General features: G+C 34.6%; 16 protein-coding genes. 7 read left to right on the top strand and 9 right to left on the bottom strand.

The window, feature by feature from the left end; genetic code table 11:
- Positions 1–85 precede the first annotated feature (85 nt).
- The 3 genes from BTOYO_RS15805 (at position 86) to BTOYO_RS15795 (ending at position 1,338) form a co-directional block, all read left to right on the top strand.
- Positions 86–502, top strand: coding sequence for a pyridoxamine 5'-phosphate oxidase family protein (locus BTOYO_RS15805; RefSeq protein ID WP_000550219.1), 417 nt, complete (start codon positions 86–88; stop codon positions 500–502).
- A gap of 154 nt (positions 503–656) precedes the next feature.
- On the top strand, positions 657–803 hold the full coding sequence (locus BTOYO_RS15800) for a BH0509 family protein (protein ID WP_000817786.1): 147 nt from the start codon (positions 657–659) through the stop codon (positions 801–803).
- A gap of 106 nt (positions 804–909) precedes the next feature.
- Positions 910–1,338: an EamA family transporter gene (locus BTOYO_RS15795; protein WP_000100302.1), complete on the top strand. Its 429-nt coding sequence runs from the start codon at positions 910–912 to the stop codon at positions 1,336–1,338.
- 11 nt (positions 1,339–1,349) lie between these two features.
- Here the strand turns inward: BTOYO_RS15795 and BTOYO_RS15790 are convergent, their stop codons facing one another.
- Positions 1,350–1,943, bottom strand: a complete 594-nt coding sequence (locus tag BTOYO_RS15790; protein WP_000434869.1) for a DedA family protein — start codon at positions 1,941–1,943, stop codon at positions 1,350–1,352.
- Between the two features lie 402 nt (positions 1,944–2,345).
- On the opposite strand from BTOYO_RS15790, the gene BTOYO_RS15785 reads away from it, so the two are divergent.
- Entirely contained in the window at positions 2,346–5,108 is a 2,763-nt protein-coding gene (locus BTOYO_RS15785) for a tetratricopeptide repeat protein (RefSeq protein ID WP_000151399.1), read from the top strand.
- A 41-nt stretch (positions 5,109–5,149) separates the two neighbouring features.
- On the opposite strand, the gene lepB is transcribed toward BTOYO_RS15785, so the two are convergent.
- The 3 genes from lepB to BTOYO_RS15770 form a co-directional block, all read right to left on the bottom strand.
- Positions 5,150–5,686, bottom strand: coding sequence for a signal peptidase I (lepB, locus tag BTOYO_RS15780; protein ID WP_000983289.1), 537 nt, complete (start codon positions 5,684–5,686; stop codon positions 5,150–5,152).
- Positions 5,687–5,962: 276 nt separating this feature from the next.
- Positions 5,963–6,643, bottom strand: a complete 681-nt coding sequence (locus BTOYO_RS15775; protein ID WP_001100488.1) for a lysoplasmalogenase — start codon at positions 6,641–6,643, stop codon at positions 5,963–5,965.
- Between the two features lie 123 nt (positions 6,644–6,766).
- Entirely contained in the window at positions 6,767–7,717 is a 951-nt protein-coding gene (locus BTOYO_RS15770) for a DMT family transporter (RefSeq protein WP_000845698.1), read from the bottom strand.
- A gap of 271 nt (positions 7,718–7,988) precedes the next feature.
- Here BTOYO_RS15770 and BTOYO_RS15765 point away from each other — a divergent pair, with 271 nt between their 5' ends.
- Positions 7,989–9,914, top strand: coding sequence for a heavy metal translocating P-type ATPase (locus tag BTOYO_RS15765; RefSeq protein ID WP_001083762.1), 1,926 nt, complete (start codon positions 7,989–7,991; stop codon positions 9,912–9,914).
- Positions 9,915–10,102: 188 nt separating this feature from the next.
- Here the strand turns inward: BTOYO_RS15765 and BTOYO_RS15760 are convergent, their stop codons facing one another.
- Genes BTOYO_RS15760 through BTOYO_RS15750 form a run of 3 tightly spaced genes read right to left on the bottom strand, consistent with a single transcriptional unit; the run spans position 10,103 to position 12,009 of the window.
- The gene (locus tag BTOYO_RS15760; protein WP_001226534.1) at positions 10,103–10,969 is read right to left on the bottom strand and encodes a YihY/virulence factor BrkB family protein; all 867 of its coding nucleotides are present in this window, start codon (positions 10,967–10,969) and stop codon (positions 10,103–10,105) included.
- Positions 10,970–10,975: 6 nt separating this feature from the next.
- Entirely contained in the window at positions 10,976–11,491 is a 516-nt protein-coding gene (locus tag BTOYO_RS15755) for a DUF4075 domain-containing protein (RefSeq protein ID WP_001085402.1), read from the bottom strand.
- A gap of 53 nt (positions 11,492–11,544) precedes the next feature.
- Positions 11,545–12,009, bottom strand: a complete 465-nt coding sequence (locus BTOYO_RS15750; protein ID WP_000250904.1) for a low molecular weight protein-tyrosine-phosphatase — start codon at positions 12,007–12,009, stop codon at positions 11,545–11,547.
- Between the two features lie 175 nt (positions 12,010–12,184).
- Between BTOYO_RS15750 and BTOYO_RS15745 the strand changes: the two genes are divergently transcribed.
- Together BTOYO_RS15745 and BTOYO_RS15740 are read left to right on the top strand one after the other, a co-directional pair.
- Complete coding sequence (locus BTOYO_RS15745; RefSeq protein ID WP_000366197.1) at positions 12,185–12,409, top strand: DUF1128 domain-containing protein; 225 nt, start codon at positions 12,185–12,187, stop codon at positions 12,407–12,409.
- Positions 12,410–12,601: 192 nt separating this feature from the next.
- Entirely contained in the window at positions 12,602–15,268 is a 2,667-nt protein-coding gene (locus tag BTOYO_RS15740; protein WP_000049586.1) for a cation-translocating P-type ATPase, read from the top strand.
- Positions 15,269–15,443: 175 nt separating this feature from the next.
- Here the strand turns inward: BTOYO_RS15740 and BTOYO_RS15735 are convergent, their stop codons facing one another.
- Together BTOYO_RS15735 and BTOYO_RS15730 are read right to left on the bottom strand one after the other, a co-directional pair.
- Positions 15,444–16,526, bottom strand: a complete 1,083-nt coding sequence (locus BTOYO_RS15735) for a toxic anion resistance protein (protein WP_001064415.1) — start codon at positions 16,524–16,526, stop codon at positions 15,444–15,446.
- An 18-nt stretch (positions 16,527–16,544) separates the two neighbouring features.
- Complete coding sequence (locus tag BTOYO_RS15730; RefSeq protein ID WP_000492832.1) at positions 16,545–18,176, bottom strand: YceG family protein; 1,632 nt, start codon at positions 18,174–18,176, stop codon at positions 16,545–16,547.

Genomic DNA, 18,176 nt, shown 5'->3' with positions numbered 1-18,176 from the left:
CAGATTGAAGAAAACAGTATGAAAGATATTTAATTTATCTTGTTTAAACGGAGAAAATTATAAATTATGAAAAGAGGTTAAAAGTATGCACTTAAAAGAAAAAATTGCAACGATTATTCAAGGACAAAGAACAGGTGTGTTATCTACTGTACGTAATGAGAAGCCACACAGCGCTTTTATGATGTTTTTCCATGAAGATTTTGTACTATACGTTGCAACAGATCGACAATCAAAAAAGATAACAGATATCGAAAACAATCCAAATGTACATGTACTGCTTGGACGAGAAGGAAAAAAATTAGATGAAGATTATATAGAAGTTGAAGGCTTAGCTTCAATCGAGGAAGACTCAACATTAAAAAACAAGTTTTGGAATAATAGCTTAAAACGCTGGTTACTTGGTCCTGAAGACCCTAATTACGTATTAATAAAAATCAATCCTGACACAATTTATTACATCGATGGTGCAGGTACGACGGAGCCCGAGTTTTTACGACTATAAAATAAAACAAGCCCCCCTTAGGTGGGCTTGTTTTGTCGAAAAGTTCTTCTGAAAAAAACAATAAAATAGGTGGAACTTTCTAAAGATTCTGTTATATAATAGCAGTAACTTAAATAAACTGTATTAAAACAGACTGAGAGGAGAAATAAAATTGATGAAAAGAGAAGAACGTAAAAACATGATTGAGTTTATTGAAAAGAAAAAAGGAATTGAGCGTGACGAATTATTGTTTATGACAGACGATGAAGTAGAACATATTTATAATGTAACTTACTTTTTATATGAGGAAATTGCAGAGTAGTATAATAATCCCCACCTTATTAAAAATATAAGGTGGGGATTATTTCGTTATTAATACATGAGAATGATTTTCATGTATAATAATGTAAGATTGGAGGAATTTTACTATGAGCTCATGGCTATTATTCGCACTATTATCAGCAATTGCTGCTGCCCTTGTATCTATTTTTGGAAAGATTGGTTTAGATGGAATCGATGCCAATGTTGCTACGACAGTTCGTTCTATTATTATGGCATTATTTATGATAGGCGTTATTATTATACAAGGTAAATTTCAAAATATCGGCGACGTACTGCTAAATAAAAAAGCACTGCTATTTATCACATTAAGTGGGGTTGCAGGTGCTTCGTCATGGCTATTTTATTTTCTTGCCTTAAAAACAGGAAAGGTCTCTCAAGTAGCCCCTATCGATAAATTAAGTGTAGTGTTTTCTATTATTCTTGCGATGATTATACTCGGTGAAAAGTTAAACTTTATGACTGGTATCGGTGTAGTCTTTATTACAGCTGGTGTACTATTTATTGCTTTCAGCTAAAAAAACCGCTATTAGCGGTTTTTCTTTTTCTTTATGTAAAACCATACAATGCATGTAACAACTGCTGAAATGATTAAAATCCATATTCCATAATGATGTAAACTATACTCGACAAATCGCCACTTCTCTCCTAACTTCCAGCCAAGTCCGATAAAAACACTTATCCAAATGAGCGCACCACCGTAAGCGTACAAGCAAAAACGCCAAAGTGTTAAATTCGAAACCCCAGCAAAATATGCTGTTAAATGACGTACTCCTGGTATAAAGTAACCAATCATTAAAAGAAATGGACCGTATTTTTCAAATAAAACATGTGTTTTTTCAATGTGATGTTCTTTAATTCTAACTTTCGGCCCATATTTTTTTAAAACAGGCAGACCGAGTTTTAAACCTAATATGTAACTTAATGTAATACCTAACATCGCACCCGCCATCCCACTTGAAAAAGCAGCAGTTCCTGACATAACGCCTTTTGAAACATTATAACCAACAAAGGTCAATAAAAACTCGTCTGGTATCGGTAATCCGACAATCCCACCAGCCAATGCTATAATAATTCCAAAATACCCATAATGCGCGATTAACTCGCCAATATGTTGTTCCATTCGGAAGACACATCCTATGCACGATCGTTATTCCACATTTTGCCCGTTCTCTCTTTAAGACAAACATGGTATACATATTCACTATACATTGTTTTTATAATGAACTCTACTTCTACCCATTCTTTTAACAGCGATCAAGTGAAACTTTAATCAGTGGGTATTTTGTCTATCTCCACTGATTATTAGCCCACACCAATCAGGATTAAAAAATAAAAATTCATATGCTTGTTTTTTTGTTACAATAAAGGAAAGCTACTTTTCGCAACGGTTTAACTCTCAAGAAAAATGATACATCTAGCAAAAACATAGTTTGGTCTATATAATACAACTTCTATCTATTAAAAAACATGTACCCTTTTACATACAACATCATTTTTCTAAATTATACAGGGGGGAACGAACATGACCATTGAAAATCAATTTATCCAAAAAGTTTACTATAAAACATTTTTAACAGAAGAAATTTCTACTCCAGTATCGGAAGTACTCGGTGAAGCATACATAAATGAATCTAAAAATGAATTCTCCAACATTTCTAATATTCGCTTTGCTCAAGGTGAATTTTATTATCAAAATAAAGATTTTGAAGCAGCCATATTTAAGTGGGAGAAAGTAAATAACGACCTTGAACTTTGGGCAACCAAAAATATTGCTGATGCCTATTTTGAACTCGGATTCTTACCAAAAGCAGAAGAAATTTATCAATCTATTCAAACTGAAGGTACAACTCTTACGATGGAAGTTTCCTTGCAACTTCTTTCTCTTTATATCGAGCAAGATCGTTTAGGATTAGCTTTTAAGACGATTAGTGAAGCTGTGGCATTTCAACCAGACTATCCGAATATTACTGCAATCGCACGTTCTTTCTATGAAAAACAAGAAGATTGGAACAACGCTATCGAACTTGCAGTTCAAGAGGGAATTCGAACAAAGTCATTACATTGGTTCGATACTTTAATCCATTACGTAAACCAAGGATTTACTAAACAAATCAAACCAGAATATTTCTATGATTCTTTAAAAGCTTTATATGCAATTGACCAAGTCCAATTTAAAGAGTTTGTTATTGCCCTTTGGAACAGCTATCAAAATGAACCATTATACCTTTCTTGGATCCAAAGCATGAATCATTTATTTTTACATATTGAAACAGATAACAATGACAATTGGAATGAAATTTCTATCCGCTACCAAGAAACATACTTTGCATTAATTACTGGCGATCATTTTATGCATGAATTAAACGGTCTTGTTCCTGATTTATTAACAAATTGGTTTAGTTTAACAAAAGCAAAGGATTCCTTACTTGTTTCTGCCGCCGTATTAGCATGGAATGAAGTTGCACCTACAACTTTAGAATCATTACTCGTAAAAAGTGCTGGAGCCTTACTTTCTAATTCATCAGCTGAAACAAATGTAGATATGGAAACCGTTTCTCATCTATTCGAAACAATTGCTGAATGGGCCGAGAAAAATGATGTAGATTTAAGTCATCAATTTACGCTACTCGTCCATGAACTATGTGATTTACATGTTAATAAACTACTAATAGCTGGAACAAGTGACCATGATAAAGCGTCATTCGTTAATTCAATATTAGGAGAGAACATCTTAACTGAGACTTTAACAGCTCCTATTCTATTTAAAGACGATAGTCAAACTGCAATAACGGAATTCAATGATCTAGATGTAAAAAACATCTCGAACTTTGATGAAGTCCATCAAATAATGGATACATCTTCCCAGTCAGAACTTGAGAAAAAATGTATAGAAATTAAGTTACCAAGTAGATTTTTAAGAAAAAATAAGTTTGCATTTCTTGTTACACCATCTGTTCAAGGACAATTGGATAAAAACAGCTCATACTTTGAATACTTACAGGCAGCAGAGAGCCTTATTTACATATTAAATTCTGCCTCACCATTACATGGCGAAGAACTTGATACATTACTTTATTTACGTGAACAAGTGCCAAACTTACAAATTCATTTCGTATTACACACAAATAATACGACTACCAATGAAAATCTAATTAGTAAACTTACAGTCCATTTCCCAAATGCAAAATTCTTCCCGTACTCTCCTTCCCAAGAGAGTAGCCAGCAACTTGGGGATGTAACAGAGTCCATTCTCTCTAATCTTGCAGAACGTGACATAGAGAAAGAACGTATAGAAAAGCTAATATGGTTTACTCAAAAGACAATCGCTTACCTTGTAAATGAACGTGTAGAATTAGAACATACATTAGTGAAATCAGTACGCTGGAATAAACATATATCTGTAAAACTTAATGGATTTATTAACAATCTTACTGCTCTTGAAAAAGACAAAATCCGTTCTATTACAGAATCTTATCTTTTAACGAAAGAAGAAATTACACAAGATATACATTCTCAAATTCCTGAATTATTACAGAGCTGTTCTGACCTTGTTCAAGAAGATAGTGATTTCAAATTAGTTCATGAAGAATTAAATGCTGCGATGAACGAACGAATTGACAAACATGTACAACAAGTGCTTCTTCCTAAATTTACTGGGTCTATTCAAGACTGGATTGAAACAGCACATAATGAATTTATTCAAGCTCAAGCTTATTTAGATGAAATGAGTGAAACGTTCAATAAATTATATAAAGAAGAACGTATGAAACTTCCTTGCGATTTCAAATTACTAGATGATTGGCATCGAGATGTCGTACGAATGACAAATAGAATTACAGTAACGAACATCAACATTTTATTACGCTTTACACCGACACAATTTTTCTTAAAGAGTGCCGGAAAATTATTTGGTAATATGCAAAAAAACCAATCTATGCTCGCAAACAAATATAAACAATATATTGAAACGGAAGACTATACAGAAATTGCCCAAACAATTTCAAAACAATTCTTCCTTCAATTTGAAGTATTTGAAGGTGCACTAGAGCGTGATATCATGATGTTCTTTAAAGATCCACTTAGCGTATTGAAACAAAATGTAGAAGTCGCTCAACTTGAAATACAAGAAGACGAACAAACATTAGCAACGCTAAGAAGCAACCCAGAAACTTATCATGATCCTTTAGCATTATTTAAACTACAACTATTGCAACACAAATTTGTTATAAGTACTAACCAAAACAATGAAGACGTCTTTGTATCTAACGAGTCTCCTACTGTTTAACATAAAAAAACCAGCAAACTGAAATTTGCTTGTTTTTTACTTTAATTTATTATTTTCACATGTTCAAATGGATAATAAATTGCCGCTAACTTTCCTAATACATCTGCTCTATCAATAAGTCCTAAACCATTTCTACTATCCCTACTGATTAAGCGATTATCTCCCATAACAAAAATCTTATTTTTAGGAATTGTAATAGGTCCAAAGTCCTCTGTTAAATTCATTAGTTTTTTTTCAGCTTGTTTTTTATTACTATGCAAATACTCCTCATTTTTCACCTCATGATTCACATATAATTGGTCATTTCTCATCTCAATTACATCACCCGGTAACCCAATCACTCTTTTCACATAAAAATTATCCGTCTTCACAACAATAATGTCTTCTCTACCATAACTTTCAAATTGCTTTGCCAACTTATTAACAATTATCTTATCCCCATCTTGTAACGTTGGCCTCATAGATGCTCCTTTTACAGTTGTAGGGAAAAACAAAAAGATTTTTGCCAAAAACGCTAATAAACATGCACTTGCAATTATTCCAAAGAACTCACGCAAACGTTTTTTCTTTTGCATCATTCCACCATCTCATTGTCTTTTTATTTATATTATAAATACTTCAGATAGTTGTTTTCCATAAAATTCTAAATTATATAATTATAATATTACAAATTCAAAAACACTATTCCTTACAAGTTTATTTTTTTGATATATCATATTTTATACTTATTAAGCAGAACTTTTCCTATGAATTTTACACTTAACAAATACTAAACTAATTAAACAAATATATTAGAATATCAAAGAAAAAGATACTCTCAAAATAGTCTATCTACTATTTTTGAGAGCATCTTTTTATAGTCCTACATATACAATACACATCTGAGCAGCGACATATGTAAACCAAATCCAAAGTGGTTCATACTTCAGCTTGCGGCCACCAATATCTGTCACACCAATAATAAAATCAGAAATCACAAACAGCAAACCACCAAGCGCTGGTATCCACCATATTCCTGTATTCTCATAGTATAAGGCGAATGCAAAGCAAGCCATTCCCCCAACCCACAAGCCGTAAATTAGGGCTCCTATCGTAAACAGTTTGTCCTGTTTTTCATTTCGAATAAAAAAGAACCACCCTATAATTAGAAAGAGTCCGTATACGAGTAAACCAATCCAAAAACCATTCCATGAAATACCTGTTTGCAAAAATGCTTTTACATAAAAACAATGGGCAAGAGCAAAAGTAACCATCCCTCCAATTAATCGATGGCCAAAGGGAATCAAACCTGCCATAAATAAATCTCCTAAAGTCGATAAAGTCATTCCTAATGCAACCCAGCTGCTATACTCTATCGATGGATCTTGTAGCCATATCCAAATCGCACTACCTGTTAAAGAAAAACTAAGAATAAGACGAACTGCTAAAGGTAACGGCATATTTTCTCTTGTTCTTTTTGTCTGTCCTATTGCATAAATTGCTCCTGTTAAAAAAATAATTATTTGTCCGATTAACACAATGTAAAATACATTCATAATATGTTCTCCTCAATAAATGCTTTAATGTATCTTTTTTCGTTATATATAGTCTGTTCTCCTTTTTCTACATAAAAAAAGAAGAACAATACTGTTCTTCCATTTTAATCGCTTTTTTGTTCTCTACGCTACTTGTTTTTTTTGCTCCATTTTCTGCTTAGCCGGGGTACGATTTACGACAATGATTCCCGCTGCTACACATGCTAGACCGAATAATACAAATGAATGAATTGCTTCTCCTAAAATCATGCTCGATAATAACACACCAAAGACAGGTATGAAGAACATATACATCGAGACTTTTCCTACTTTGTTATACTTCATAATTGTATTCCATATACAAAATCCCGCTGCCGATAAGAACGATAAATATATGAGCATAAGTATCGTATATAGGTTAAAAGTAAATGGCATCGCTCCAACTTGTAATGCACCTATACATAGTAACCCAACTGATCCAAAAATCATTTGGTATGCTGTCATATACCCAATATCTAACGTTTTACTACCCTCTTTTGCTAATATATTTCCATACGAATACATCATCGCTGCCCCAAGAAGTAATAAGCTACCTATTCCAAAATGGAATGATAAACTTCCATCACTCGGTACATTCACTAAAATGACACCACAAAATCCGATTGATACGCCCATTATTTTTCTCATATTGAGAGCATCATCTTTATATAAAAAGTGTGCGAGTAAAATTTGAAAGAATGATGATGTTCCTGAAATAATCGCTCCTTCAATTCCTGAGCTATAACTCATTCCAATATAAAAACATATATATTGAAGAAAAGTTTGGAACAAACCAATTTGAACTAACTGCTTCCCTGTTCCTTTTTTGAACTGCATATCTTTTCCTAGCGCTTTAAAAAATAATAAGAGCATTATACCAGATAAGAAAAAGCGATAACCAGCAAATAATATTTGTTCTCCGACTTCTTGTGGCCGAATCCCAAGTTCAGCATAGCTTAATTTAATAAAGGGAAATGCGCTTCCCCATAAAAAGGTTGCTACTATCGCAGCAATAAATACACCAATCGGATGAGTAAAAAATTTCTCTGTCTTCACTTGTTGTCTTCCTTTTCGATCTTTTTATGAACAATATTCATATATACCAAAGGAACTGTAAAAACACAAGTTTTCGGTTTATACTTGAAACAAAAACATATCATCTCTCAAAAACATATGCTATACTATAGAATAATTACAACATAATAACTATTAAAATCAGTTTTAACAGAAATGCTGCTATCCGTTACGGATGGCAGCTTTCGTCGTTTTATAGGGGTTTCGATTTTGATTCTTTTTCTCAATAAGAATTTGAAAGGGGCGAGTAATAATGAACTCGGAAGTAAAAACATTACCATCAAAACAGAACGTACCTAATCCATCTTGGATTCAAACACTAAAAAAGCACTATGAACTTATATTTGCAATCTTATCTGGTATTTTCATTTTAGCTGGCTGGTTATTCACAAAAAATGAGGCGATAAGTGTAGGTATTACTTTCTATATCCTCGCTTATGTAATTGGAGGATTTGCAAAAGCGAAAGAAGGCATTGCAGACACAATTGAAGAGAAAGAGCTAAATGTTGAAATGCTCATGCTCTTTGCTGCTATCGGTGCTGCCATGATTGGCTATTGGGCAGAGGGTGCTATTTTAATCTTCATCTTTGCGCTAAGTGGTGCAATGGAATCTTATACGTTAAGTAAAAGTCAAAAAGAAATTTCAGCACTTCTTGATTTACAGCCTGAAGAAGCATTACGTATTTCAAATGGAACCGAGGAACGTGTTCCTGTTGGAGAATTACAAATTAACGACATTATTTTAATTAAACCCGGTGAACGTGTTCCTGCTGATGGCACAATTCATAATGGTGAAACAAATATTGATGAAGCTGCTATTACAGGAGAACCTATTCCGAATGAGAAAAAATTCGGCGATGAAGTGTTTGCTGGAACTGTGAATTTACGTGGTGCTATTGAAATTACAATTACAAAGCCGAGCGATCAAACATTATTCCAAAAGATTATTCGTCTCGTTCAAAGTGCACAAAGTGAAAAATCACCATCACAACTATTCATCGAAAAATTTGAAGGAACATACGTAAAAGGTGTACTACTCGTTGTTGCGCTTATGATGTTCGTTCCTCACTTCTTACTGGATTGGAGTTGGAATGAAACATTTTATCGCGCTATGATTTTACTTGTAGTCGCTTCTCCTTGTGCACTAGTTGCAGCTATTACACCCGCAACTTTATCTGCAATTTCTAACGGAGCGAGAAACGGTATTCTCTTTAAAGGCGGCATTCATTTAGAACGTCTAGCTTCAGTAAAGGCGATTGCCTTTGATAAAACAGGAACATTAACACAAGGAAGACCTACTGTAACAGATGTATATGTTCGAGAAGGTATAGCAGAAAGTGAAGTACTTTCTATTACAGCATCAATTGAAAGTCACTCTACACATCCTTTAGCTGAATCCATTGTTAAATATGCAAAACATGCTTATGATATTTCGATAAAAAAACCCGAAAACGTTGAAGATGTAACTGGTTTTGGATTAAAAGGAACATTAGAAAATAAAGCTTATAAAATTGGTAAAGCTGATTTTATCGGGGAAGAAACAAAGACATTTCATAATGGTATTTCTACCTCCCTTGAAAAAGAAGGGAAAACTGTCGTTTATATAAGTGATGAAGATGGTATCCTTGGACTTATCGCTTTAAAAGATACACTCCGCCAAGAAACCATTGCTGCTATTCGCGATTTACAAAGCATTGGTGTGGAAGCAATCATGATTACTGGCGATAATGAAGAAACCGCAAAAGCCATTGCTGCTGAAAGCAATATAAAAGAATATTATGCATCCTGTTTACCAGAAACAAAAGTTGAAACGATTAAAAAGTTAAAAGAAAAATACGGTACAGTAGCAATGGTCGGAGATGGTATAAATGATGCACCCGCGCTCGCTACTGCTAGCATTGGTGTTGCAATGGGTGAAGGAACAGACGTAGCTTTAGAAACTGCAGACGTTGTACTTATGAAGAACGAATTGTCTCGACTTTCCCAAGCCATCCGTTTATCAAAACGAATGAACCGTATTGTAAAGCAAAATGTAGTATTTTCTCTAGCTGTAATTGCACTGCTAATCTGTTCAAACTTCTTGCAATTTTTAGCTCTTCCATTTGGTGTTATTGGGCATGAGGGAAGTACAATTCTTGTCATTTTAAACGGGTTACGATTATTAAAAGGAAACAAATAAAAACGGGTCCCTCATAGAGGACCCGCTTTTTTTAATGGTAGCTATTATGCCCGTTCGCACTACTACTTGTTTTATGCTTCGGATGCGAACTGCTCTTTTGTTTATTGTTGTTTTTATTATTGTGGTTCTTTTTATTATTACTCATGAAATATCCCCCCTGTTCCTTTTTATTATGGAACAAGAGCTCATTATTCATTACGGGAATTATTGTCACCCGTTCTATAGTGATGGAGTAGACCATTAATTTCACCGCCAAGTAAAATTACCCATCCAGTTAAGTAAAACCATAACATTAAAATAATAATTCCACCGAGACCACCATATGTATTGGCGTAATTCGCAAACTTATCTACATAATAAGCAAATGAGTACGATACCACAATCCACCCTACAGTAGCAAATATTGCTCCTGAAATGACTTCTCTTCTTTTTAACTTTCGATCTGGTGCAAATGTATATAAAAAACTAAACAAGGCAAATAGTACGAAGAAACTCGCTACTAATCGTGTAATACTCCATACGTAAGAAAAACTATCCGATAAACCAATTGCTTTAAATACCGCTGCCCCAATCACTTGTCCGAACACTGGGACAATTAGAGCAAACACAATCATAAAAATGATGGCTAATGTAAACACAATTGATAAAGCTCTTGTTTTAATAAAGGAACGTGTTTCGGTTACATCATACGCACGGTTAAAAGCATTCATAACCGCATTTACTCCATTTGAAGCAAACCATAGCATCGACAGTAAACCAAATGATAATAAACCACCATTTTGCTCATTTACAACTTTATCTACGTTTACTTCAATTAAGTACATTGCATCTTCAGGTACGTACGGTTCTAATAAATTGAGCACACTTTCTGTTTGAAGGTCAATAAATCCAAGAAGCGTAATTAAGAAAACAAGCCCAGGAAAAATAGCAAGTAAGAAGAAATAAGCGAGCTGTGCTGCCAAGCCCGCTACATCATCACGCATCGTCCGATCGTATAAATCTTTACCGAACGAATAAGTGCGATTTCTTCTTACCTTTTCTAAAATTTTTCTCATATATGTTTAAACGCTTTTCTTCTCTTCTTTATCTTGCTTTAACTCAATGTACGCTTCAGTTTTTTTTTCCTCTGCATGTGAGTCTTTCATAAATAATTCACGTGCTTCTTTCATACCACCATCTTCAGCAACTACTGGCTCTTCTTCTGCTTTAAGCTCATCTGCCTTTGGAGATACAGCTTGAATTTCAATCGTTTCTGGCTTTTCTTCTCGCTCAATTTTTTTCTTACTAAAAATTTCTTTCGTTTCTTTTAACGTCTCTACAACTGACGGCGTCAATTTTTTAATTTCTGCTACTTTCGCTTTCACTACATTGAAATCAGCAAGTTCGCGTCCTTTATCTGTAACAGTTTGCACTTTTTCTTTAATCTTTGCATTTTCACCAATTTCAATCATCTTTGTTTTTGCTTTTTCAGCAGTGTTTTTTACCTTTTCACGGTTTTCTTTCTTTAACATGGATACAGCTACACCTGCCGCTACACCAAGCGCAATGTTTCGAGCAATATTATTTTTCTTTGCCATATTCCTTCACCCTTTCATTTCTTATGTTAGAAAGTATTTCTTTCTAAGCTTCCTCATATTCCTTGTTCATTTCGAATGAAAGCTAATAGCTTTGCACACCCTTCTGTTACAAGGTCATACACTTCTTGAAAGTTCCCTGTATAGTAAGGGTCAGGAACGTCTGTCCAGCCACCGTCTGGAACAAAGTCGGACAGCCTACCAATATAGCCTCCAGTTTTACCTAAACTTTTTAAATCTGCTATATTCTTGTTGTCCATGGCAATAATATAATCAAACTTTGTTAAGTCTTCTTTTTCTACTTGCCTTGCTTTAATTCCTTCAAAAACGACTTCATTTTCTTTTAAAATTTTTTGTGTTCCTTTATGTGGCGGATGACCAATGTGCCAATCTCCAGTTCCTGCAGAATCAATGACAATTTTCTCTTCAAGTCCCTCTTTTACGACAAGATCTCGAAAAATCGCTTCTGCCATTGGAGAACGGCAAATGTTCCCAAGACAAACAAATAATACTTGAACCATATTTTTGTTTCTTCCTTTCTTGGTGCATTTCTTAATATATACTTATAGTATAAACAACCAATTATTAAATATAAAGGAAATCCCTACTAATTTAATAGGATTGAAAAGATTCATTAACGAAAATGATAAAAAAATGTTAAGATAGCCTTATGTTATTTTAAAGGGGGACACTTCGGTGGATTTATCCGTAAAGTCAGAAGAAAACGTTGAATATATGGTCGAAGCTATTAAAGAAAAATTACGTATGGTTAATGCTGGAGCGATGAGAGCCGCTAGCTTTAACGAAGAAATGTACGAGGACTTACGTGACATCTATGAGCATGTTATGAAACGTGAAACATTCAGCATTAGTGAAATGCAAGCTATTACAGAAGAATTAGGTACATTAATTAAAAAGTAAAAAAGCCTCTCTTATATGAGGCTCTTTTTTATTTCCAACAAATTCATGACAACTCTTCTCTTTTCCTCAACCAACTGTAAAATATTGTACAATAGAAGTAGAAGCTCATCTTAGATTTTTTCTCCGTACATACTACTCACAAATAATAGCAACACTACCATTGCTAACTGTTTTTACTGGAGGTGCTTACTTATGAGCAAATGGTACAGTAAGACGAAAGATCAAATATTAACGGATCTTAAAACAAATGAACAAAGTGGTTTAACCGCTGACGGTGTAAATGAACGCTTAAAACAATTTGGTTCAAATGAATTAACAGTAAAACAAAAACGTACTTTATGGCAGCGGATTTTTTCCCAAATTAATGATGTCCTCGTATATGTTCTTCTTATAGCTGCCCTTATTTCTGCCTTTGTAGGTGAATGGGCAGATGCAAGCATTATCGCGCTCGTTGTCATATTAAATGCAGTTATTGGTGTCATCCAAGAGTCAAAGGCTGAGCAAGCTTTGGAAGCACTAAAAAAAATGGCAACACCTAAAGCTATCGTAAAACGAGACGGCGAACTAAAAGAAATTCCATCTGAACAAGTCGTTCCAGGTGATATCGTCATGCTCGATGCTGGACGTTATATACCATGTGATTTACGACTTATCGAAACAGCAAATTTAAAAGTTGAAGAATCTGCTCTAACTGGTGAGTCCGTCCCTGTTGATAAGGATGCACTTTATCATCCTTCTATGCAAACTGATGAACAAGTGCCACTGGGCGATCAAAAAAACATGGCCTTTATGTCGACGCTAGTAACATACGGACGTGGCGTTGGTGTTGCTGTTGAAACTGGTATGAACTCACAAATTGGTAAGATTGCTACCCTTTTACATGAATCAGATGATGATATGACACCACTTCAAAAAAGCTTAGCACAAGTAGGAAAATATTTAGGCTTTGTCGCTGTAGCCATTTGCGCTATTATGTTTCTCATCGGTTTTTTACAAGGACGCGATACGTTAGAAATGTTTATGACTGCAATTAGTTTAGCTGTAGCGGCTATTCCTGAAGGACTACCAGCTATCGTTTCCATCGTTCTTGCAATTGGCGTGCAGCGTATGATTAAACAAAACGTTATCATTCGTAAACTACCAGCTGTTGAAGCTCTCGGGTCTGTCACAATTATTTGTTCAGATAAAACAGGTACATTAACGCAAAATAAAATGACCGTTACTCACTTTTATAGTGATAACACATACGCTCAGTTAGAAAATTTGAATGTAAATAATGATGTACACCGTCTATTGTTAGAAAATATGGTGTTATGTAATGATGCGTCTTATAGTAGTGAATCCCAAACTGGGGACCCTACTGAAATTGCCCTTCTCGTTGCTGGAAGCACTTTTAACATGCAAAAAGATCATTTAGAAAATAAACATGAACGTGTTAACGAGCTACCTTTTGATTCTGATCGTAAAATGATGTCAACAGTGCATACATACGATGAAAGCTACTATAGTATGACGAAAGGTGCTATTGATAAACTTTTACCTCACTGCACCCATATCTTTATAAATGACAAAGTTGAGGTCTTCACAAATTCTGATAAAAATCAAATATTAGAAGCTGCCGGGGCAATGTCTCAAGAAGCTTTAAGAGTACTTTCATTCGCATTTAAACAATATAATGCGAACGATGTGGATATTAATCATCTCGAAGAAAATCTCATCTTTATCGGTCTTGTCGGTATGATTGATCCACCACGCACAGAAGTAAAAGATTCCATTACAGAGTGTAAAAAAGCTGGTATTCGTACAGTTATGATTACTGGTGATCATAAGGATACCGCCTTTACAATTGCCAAAGAACTTGGTATTGCTGAAGAAAAATCTGAAATTATGATTGGAACTGAACTAGATAACATTTCAGATACAGAACTAGCAAACAAAATTAATCACTTACATGTATTCGCTAGGGTCTCTCCAGAACATAAAGTGAAGATTGTAAAAGCATTACGTGCGAAAGGAAATATCGTTTCTATGACTGGTGATGGCGTCAATGATGCTCCATCTTTAAAACAAGCAGATGTTGGCGTAGCAATGGGCATTACAGGGACAGATGTTGCAAAAGGCGCAGCAGATGTCGTTTTAACAGACGATAACTTCTCATCTATCGTTAAAGCCGTTGAAGAAGGCAGAAATATTTACCGTAACATAAAAAAATCGATTCTCTTCCTACTCTCTTGTAACTTCGGAGAAATTATCGCTTTATTTTTAGCTATTTTACTTGGCTGGGCGACACCATTACGCCCAATCCACATTTTGTGGGTTAATTTAATTACCGACACACTTCCTGCATTGTCACTCGGTGTTGATCCTGAAGATTCAGATGTGATGAAAGAAAAACCACGACGTGCGAAAGAAAGTCTATTTAGCGGGAGCGTCCCTTTTCTTATTTTCAATGGTGTTGTAATTGGATTTTTAACGTTAGCTGCCTTTATCGTTGGGGCGAAACTCTATGCTGGAGATACAAACTTATTTCCACTTTTCCCAGAGCAAATTGATGAAGATGCTCTATTACATGCTCAAACGATGGCATTTGTCGTTCTTAGTTTTTCTCAGCTCGTTCATTCATTTAACTTGCGTTCAAGAACGAAATCGATTTTCTCAATTGGGATATTTACAAATAAATACTTAGTCTTCTCACTTCTTATTGGTGTTCTTATGCAAGTATGTATCATCTCCATCCCTCCTCTAGCGAATATATTCGGTGTACATGCATTAACATTACGCGATTGGGGATTTGTTCTCTTGTTAAGTATCATTCCGCTCGTTGTGAATGAAATCATTAAATTAGTTAAGAGAAACTAAAAGGCAATGAGGACTGTTCCTCATTGCCTTTTCTTTATCCCACTATTTTCCCGGTAGTAAAACTCCCACCTCAAAATTCAGCTTGAGGTGGGAGATCAACTGCCCATAAACGCCCAATTGGTGAAGGTTAACAATCAGTGAGGATGAACAAAAACCCACTGATTAAAGTTTCACTTTATCCTTGTAATTCTTTTTTGATGTTTTCTGTTAGTGTAGCCATGCGCTTACGACTTTCTTCACGCTCACGTTTATTTTGCTCTTCAATTTGTTGTGTTTCTTGCATACCTCTTGAAATAATGTTCCAAGTTTCTTCAAGTGTTTCCATCTTAATACTAGAAGAACCTGATAATCTCGCTACTTCCACACTTTGAGTTGCGATATTTTGTGCATTTTTCTTCAGTAACTCATTTGTACGACGATCAAGTTCAGCCATAGAATCTGCAACAAGCTTTTGACGTTTCGCATTTACCGCTTGAATGATACCATTTTTAAAGATAGGAATCGTTGTAATAAATGCTGTATTAATCTTACCTATTAATTTATTGTTACCACGTTGAATCATACGAATTTGTGGTGCTGTAAGTAGAGCAACCATACGTGCCTTTTCTAAATCATCAATACGTTGCTCTAAAATTTCAACAGAGTTTTTAAGTGATTCTAATTCAATACCTGCTAGTTGATCATTATTACGTACGCGCTCTTCATACATCGGGACTAACTCTGTATTTAAACGCTCTAATAACATTTCTCCTGCCACTACGTACTTTTCTAAATCTAAATAATACTTTAAGTTTTGCTCATACAAGCCATCTAACGTACCAATTGATTTTTTCATTTCATCTTGATACTTCGTAATTTCTACGTATACTTTATCCATTTCGCGACCCATTGTCTGATACTTACTAAAGATTTGTTCAATCATTTTATCTGCTTTTTTGAACATACGTGAGAAGAAACCACTTTTCTCTTCCGCAAAATCTTTACTATCAAACCTGTCCATAATTTTACCAAGCTGTTTTAATAATTCACCAGAGTCTTCTATTTTTGATAAAGACATTGTATGTAAAATTTGATCAGCGAAACGTGAAATTTCTATAGACGGTTCTTTTCCAAGCTCGATTAATTCTAACTGATCTTTAATATCTACCGCATTATAAATACGTTGTACTTCCGCATCTTGTCTAAGTTGTAAACGGACATCTTGTGCGGTTTGCTCATTTAATTCTGTTTTTGAATCTAGTACGACTGGGTTATTCATATGGTATTCTCCCTTTCCTTATAAAAATGGACGAAATAGTCCTTTTATTGTTTGTGATAAATTTTTATAGGCTGATGAACCATGAAACTCAAGATCAAAATTAACTTCCTCAAGCCAATGTGAATCAAATGCGCCTGCTTCAATATACGGTTCAATATCGTTTCTCCCCGTTGGATTGAAATGGAATACATCTACTCCAATTTGATTTAAAAATAGTAGTAAAACAGCATCGGAACGAGTTAATTCTCCACTCTTCTCATTATTAAATATAACAATTTTCGGTACATCTTGTGAATAATCAAATTTCTCAAGCTGTTCTAAAATATTCGGTGGTATTTGAGAGAGCTGCGCGAAAACATATAGTGCTACCTCTTGTTTCATCTCTTTCCCAACTGGTTTACACATTTCACTTTCACACGTATGGATGATTGCCTCTGCAATACCATGCTGTAAACCTTCCGGTAAACGCTTATGCGGCCACCAATGGCTATTCATAATTAAATCCGGGTGTAACTTTCCTCCGCGGTCCAATGCATCTCGGTAATGATATTGGAAATTCGCTTTTTGTTCTTTCGTAAACGGGAATGTATTAATTAATAAACTGTTATCGAATGATGTAACTGCCTTTAATCGTTGAAAATATTCTTTATCGTTCTTTGAAACGCCTGATATTTTTGCAAATAAAGAAGGGATATAAATGTGTTTATTTTCAACAAAGAATGTTGGGCGTACAAACGACTTTTCTTTCGTAATTAAAAAGAGTTCATCATATGTCGTTTTTAATGTACGTGCTACAGGTGTATACGAACGGAATTGCCACGGCTTATACAGTAGTGAATTATCATGGTGAAGTACTTGCTCAATTTCCTTTGAAGCTTGGTACGCTACTGTTGCGACGCGTTCGCAACGACGATCGGGAAATGGTTCAAGAGAAATACGGCTTGAATGAGACACAACAAAAGTTCTTCCCGCTTCATCGATATTCTCAAAGCCATCTTTTCCTTCCGGGTGATAATAAAGTACATCACAGCCGAGCATAATAAGAAAGTATAAGAAATATATACGACTTTCCTGTGCATCACCATACCAAATGATACGCGGCATTTGTTTCTTATAATTAATCGTAGAAAACCACTTCGTTACATAATTCTCACTTAACTTAATCATATCGATTAAGAAACGACGGAATCCTTCTGTCTTTAAAGATTGATTATGTTGTTTCTCATACAATTTCAATACAGAAATAAACGTCGTATGTATATAATGTTGCAAATCAGGATTGTCTACTTGCGGTAATAGTTGCTTTCCAGACAAATGGGCTACAAGCCTATTTACTGTAAGTCCATTTGGTGCTTCTTGATGTAACGCAAAAACTTCTTGAATATGACGCAGTTTTTCGGAATCAATCACCTTATTTAAATTTTGTTCATGCAAAACCTCAATCCCTTTTGCTTCACTATAATCAAATAAATCATTGAAATATTCATCTACATCATTAGGAACACCAAGAATACGCGTTGCTATATAACTAAATTTCATTTCATTCTCTGTCAGTTCATATTGTGGGCGTTTTTCTAAAAGCGCTTCAAATTGTTTTAAATCTGATTCTTCTTTTAATGCACATGGTTGAAGTGTAAAACGTGAAAACAC

This window comes from Bacillus toyonensis BCT-7112, assembly GCF_000496285.1.
Classification (GTDB): domain Bacteria; phylum Bacillota; class Bacilli; order Bacillales; family Bacillaceae_G; genus Bacillus_A; species Bacillus_A toyonensis.
The sequence above is the reverse complement of the archived record's forward strand: the minus strand, read 5'-3'. Positions and strand labels throughout refer to the sequence as shown.

Excerpts from the sequence above, each read along its gene's own strand:
- BTOYO_RS15805 (WP_000550219.1), top strand. The coding sequence starts at position 86 with ATGCACTTAAAAGAAAAAATTGCAACGATTATTCAAGGACAAAGAACA.
- BTOYO_RS15800 (WP_000817786.1), top strand. The coding sequence starts at position 657 with ATGAAAAGAGAAGAACGTAAAAACATGATTGAGTTTATTGAAAAGAAA.
- BTOYO_RS15795 (WP_000100302.1), top strand. The coding sequence starts at position 910 with ATGAGCTCATGGCTATTATTCGCACTATTATCAGCAATTGCTGCTGCC.
- BTOYO_RS15790 (WP_000434869.1), bottom strand. The coding sequence starts at position 1,943 with ATGGAACAACATATTGGCGAGTTAATCGCGCATTATGGGTATTTTGGA.
- BTOYO_RS15785 (WP_000151399.1), top strand. The coding sequence starts at position 2,346 with ATGACCATTGAAAATCAATTTATCCAAAAAGTTTACTATAAAACATTT.
- lepB (WP_000983289.1), bottom strand. The coding sequence starts at position 5,686 with ATGATGCAAAAGAAAAAACGTTTGCGTGAGTTCTTTGGAATAATTGCA.
- BTOYO_RS15775 (WP_001100488.1), bottom strand. The coding sequence starts at position 6,643 with ATGAATGTATTTTACATTGTGTTAATCGGACAAATAATTATTTTTTTA.
- BTOYO_RS15765 (WP_001083762.1), top strand. The coding sequence starts at position 7,989 with ATGAACTCGGAAGTAAAAACATTACCATCAAAACAGAACGTACCTAAT.
- BTOYO_RS15760 (WP_001226534.1), bottom strand. The coding sequence starts at position 10,969 with ATGAGAAAAATTTTAGAAAAGGTAAGAAGAAATCGCACTTATTCGTTC.
- BTOYO_RS15755 (WP_001085402.1), bottom strand. The coding sequence starts at position 11,491 with ATGGCAAAGAAAAATAATATTGCTCGAAACATTGCGCTTGGTGTAGCG.
- BTOYO_RS15750 (WP_000250904.1), bottom strand. The coding sequence starts at position 12,009 with ATGGTTCAAGTATTATTTGTTTGTCTTGGGAACATTTGCCGTTCTCCA.
- BTOYO_RS15740 (WP_000049586.1), top strand. The coding sequence starts at position 12,602 with ATGAGCAAATGGTACAGTAAGACGAAAGATCAAATATTAACGGATCTT.
- BTOYO_RS15735 (WP_001064415.1), bottom strand. The coding sequence starts at position 16,526 with ATGAATAACCCAGTCGTACTAGATTCAAAAACAGAATTAAATGAGCAA.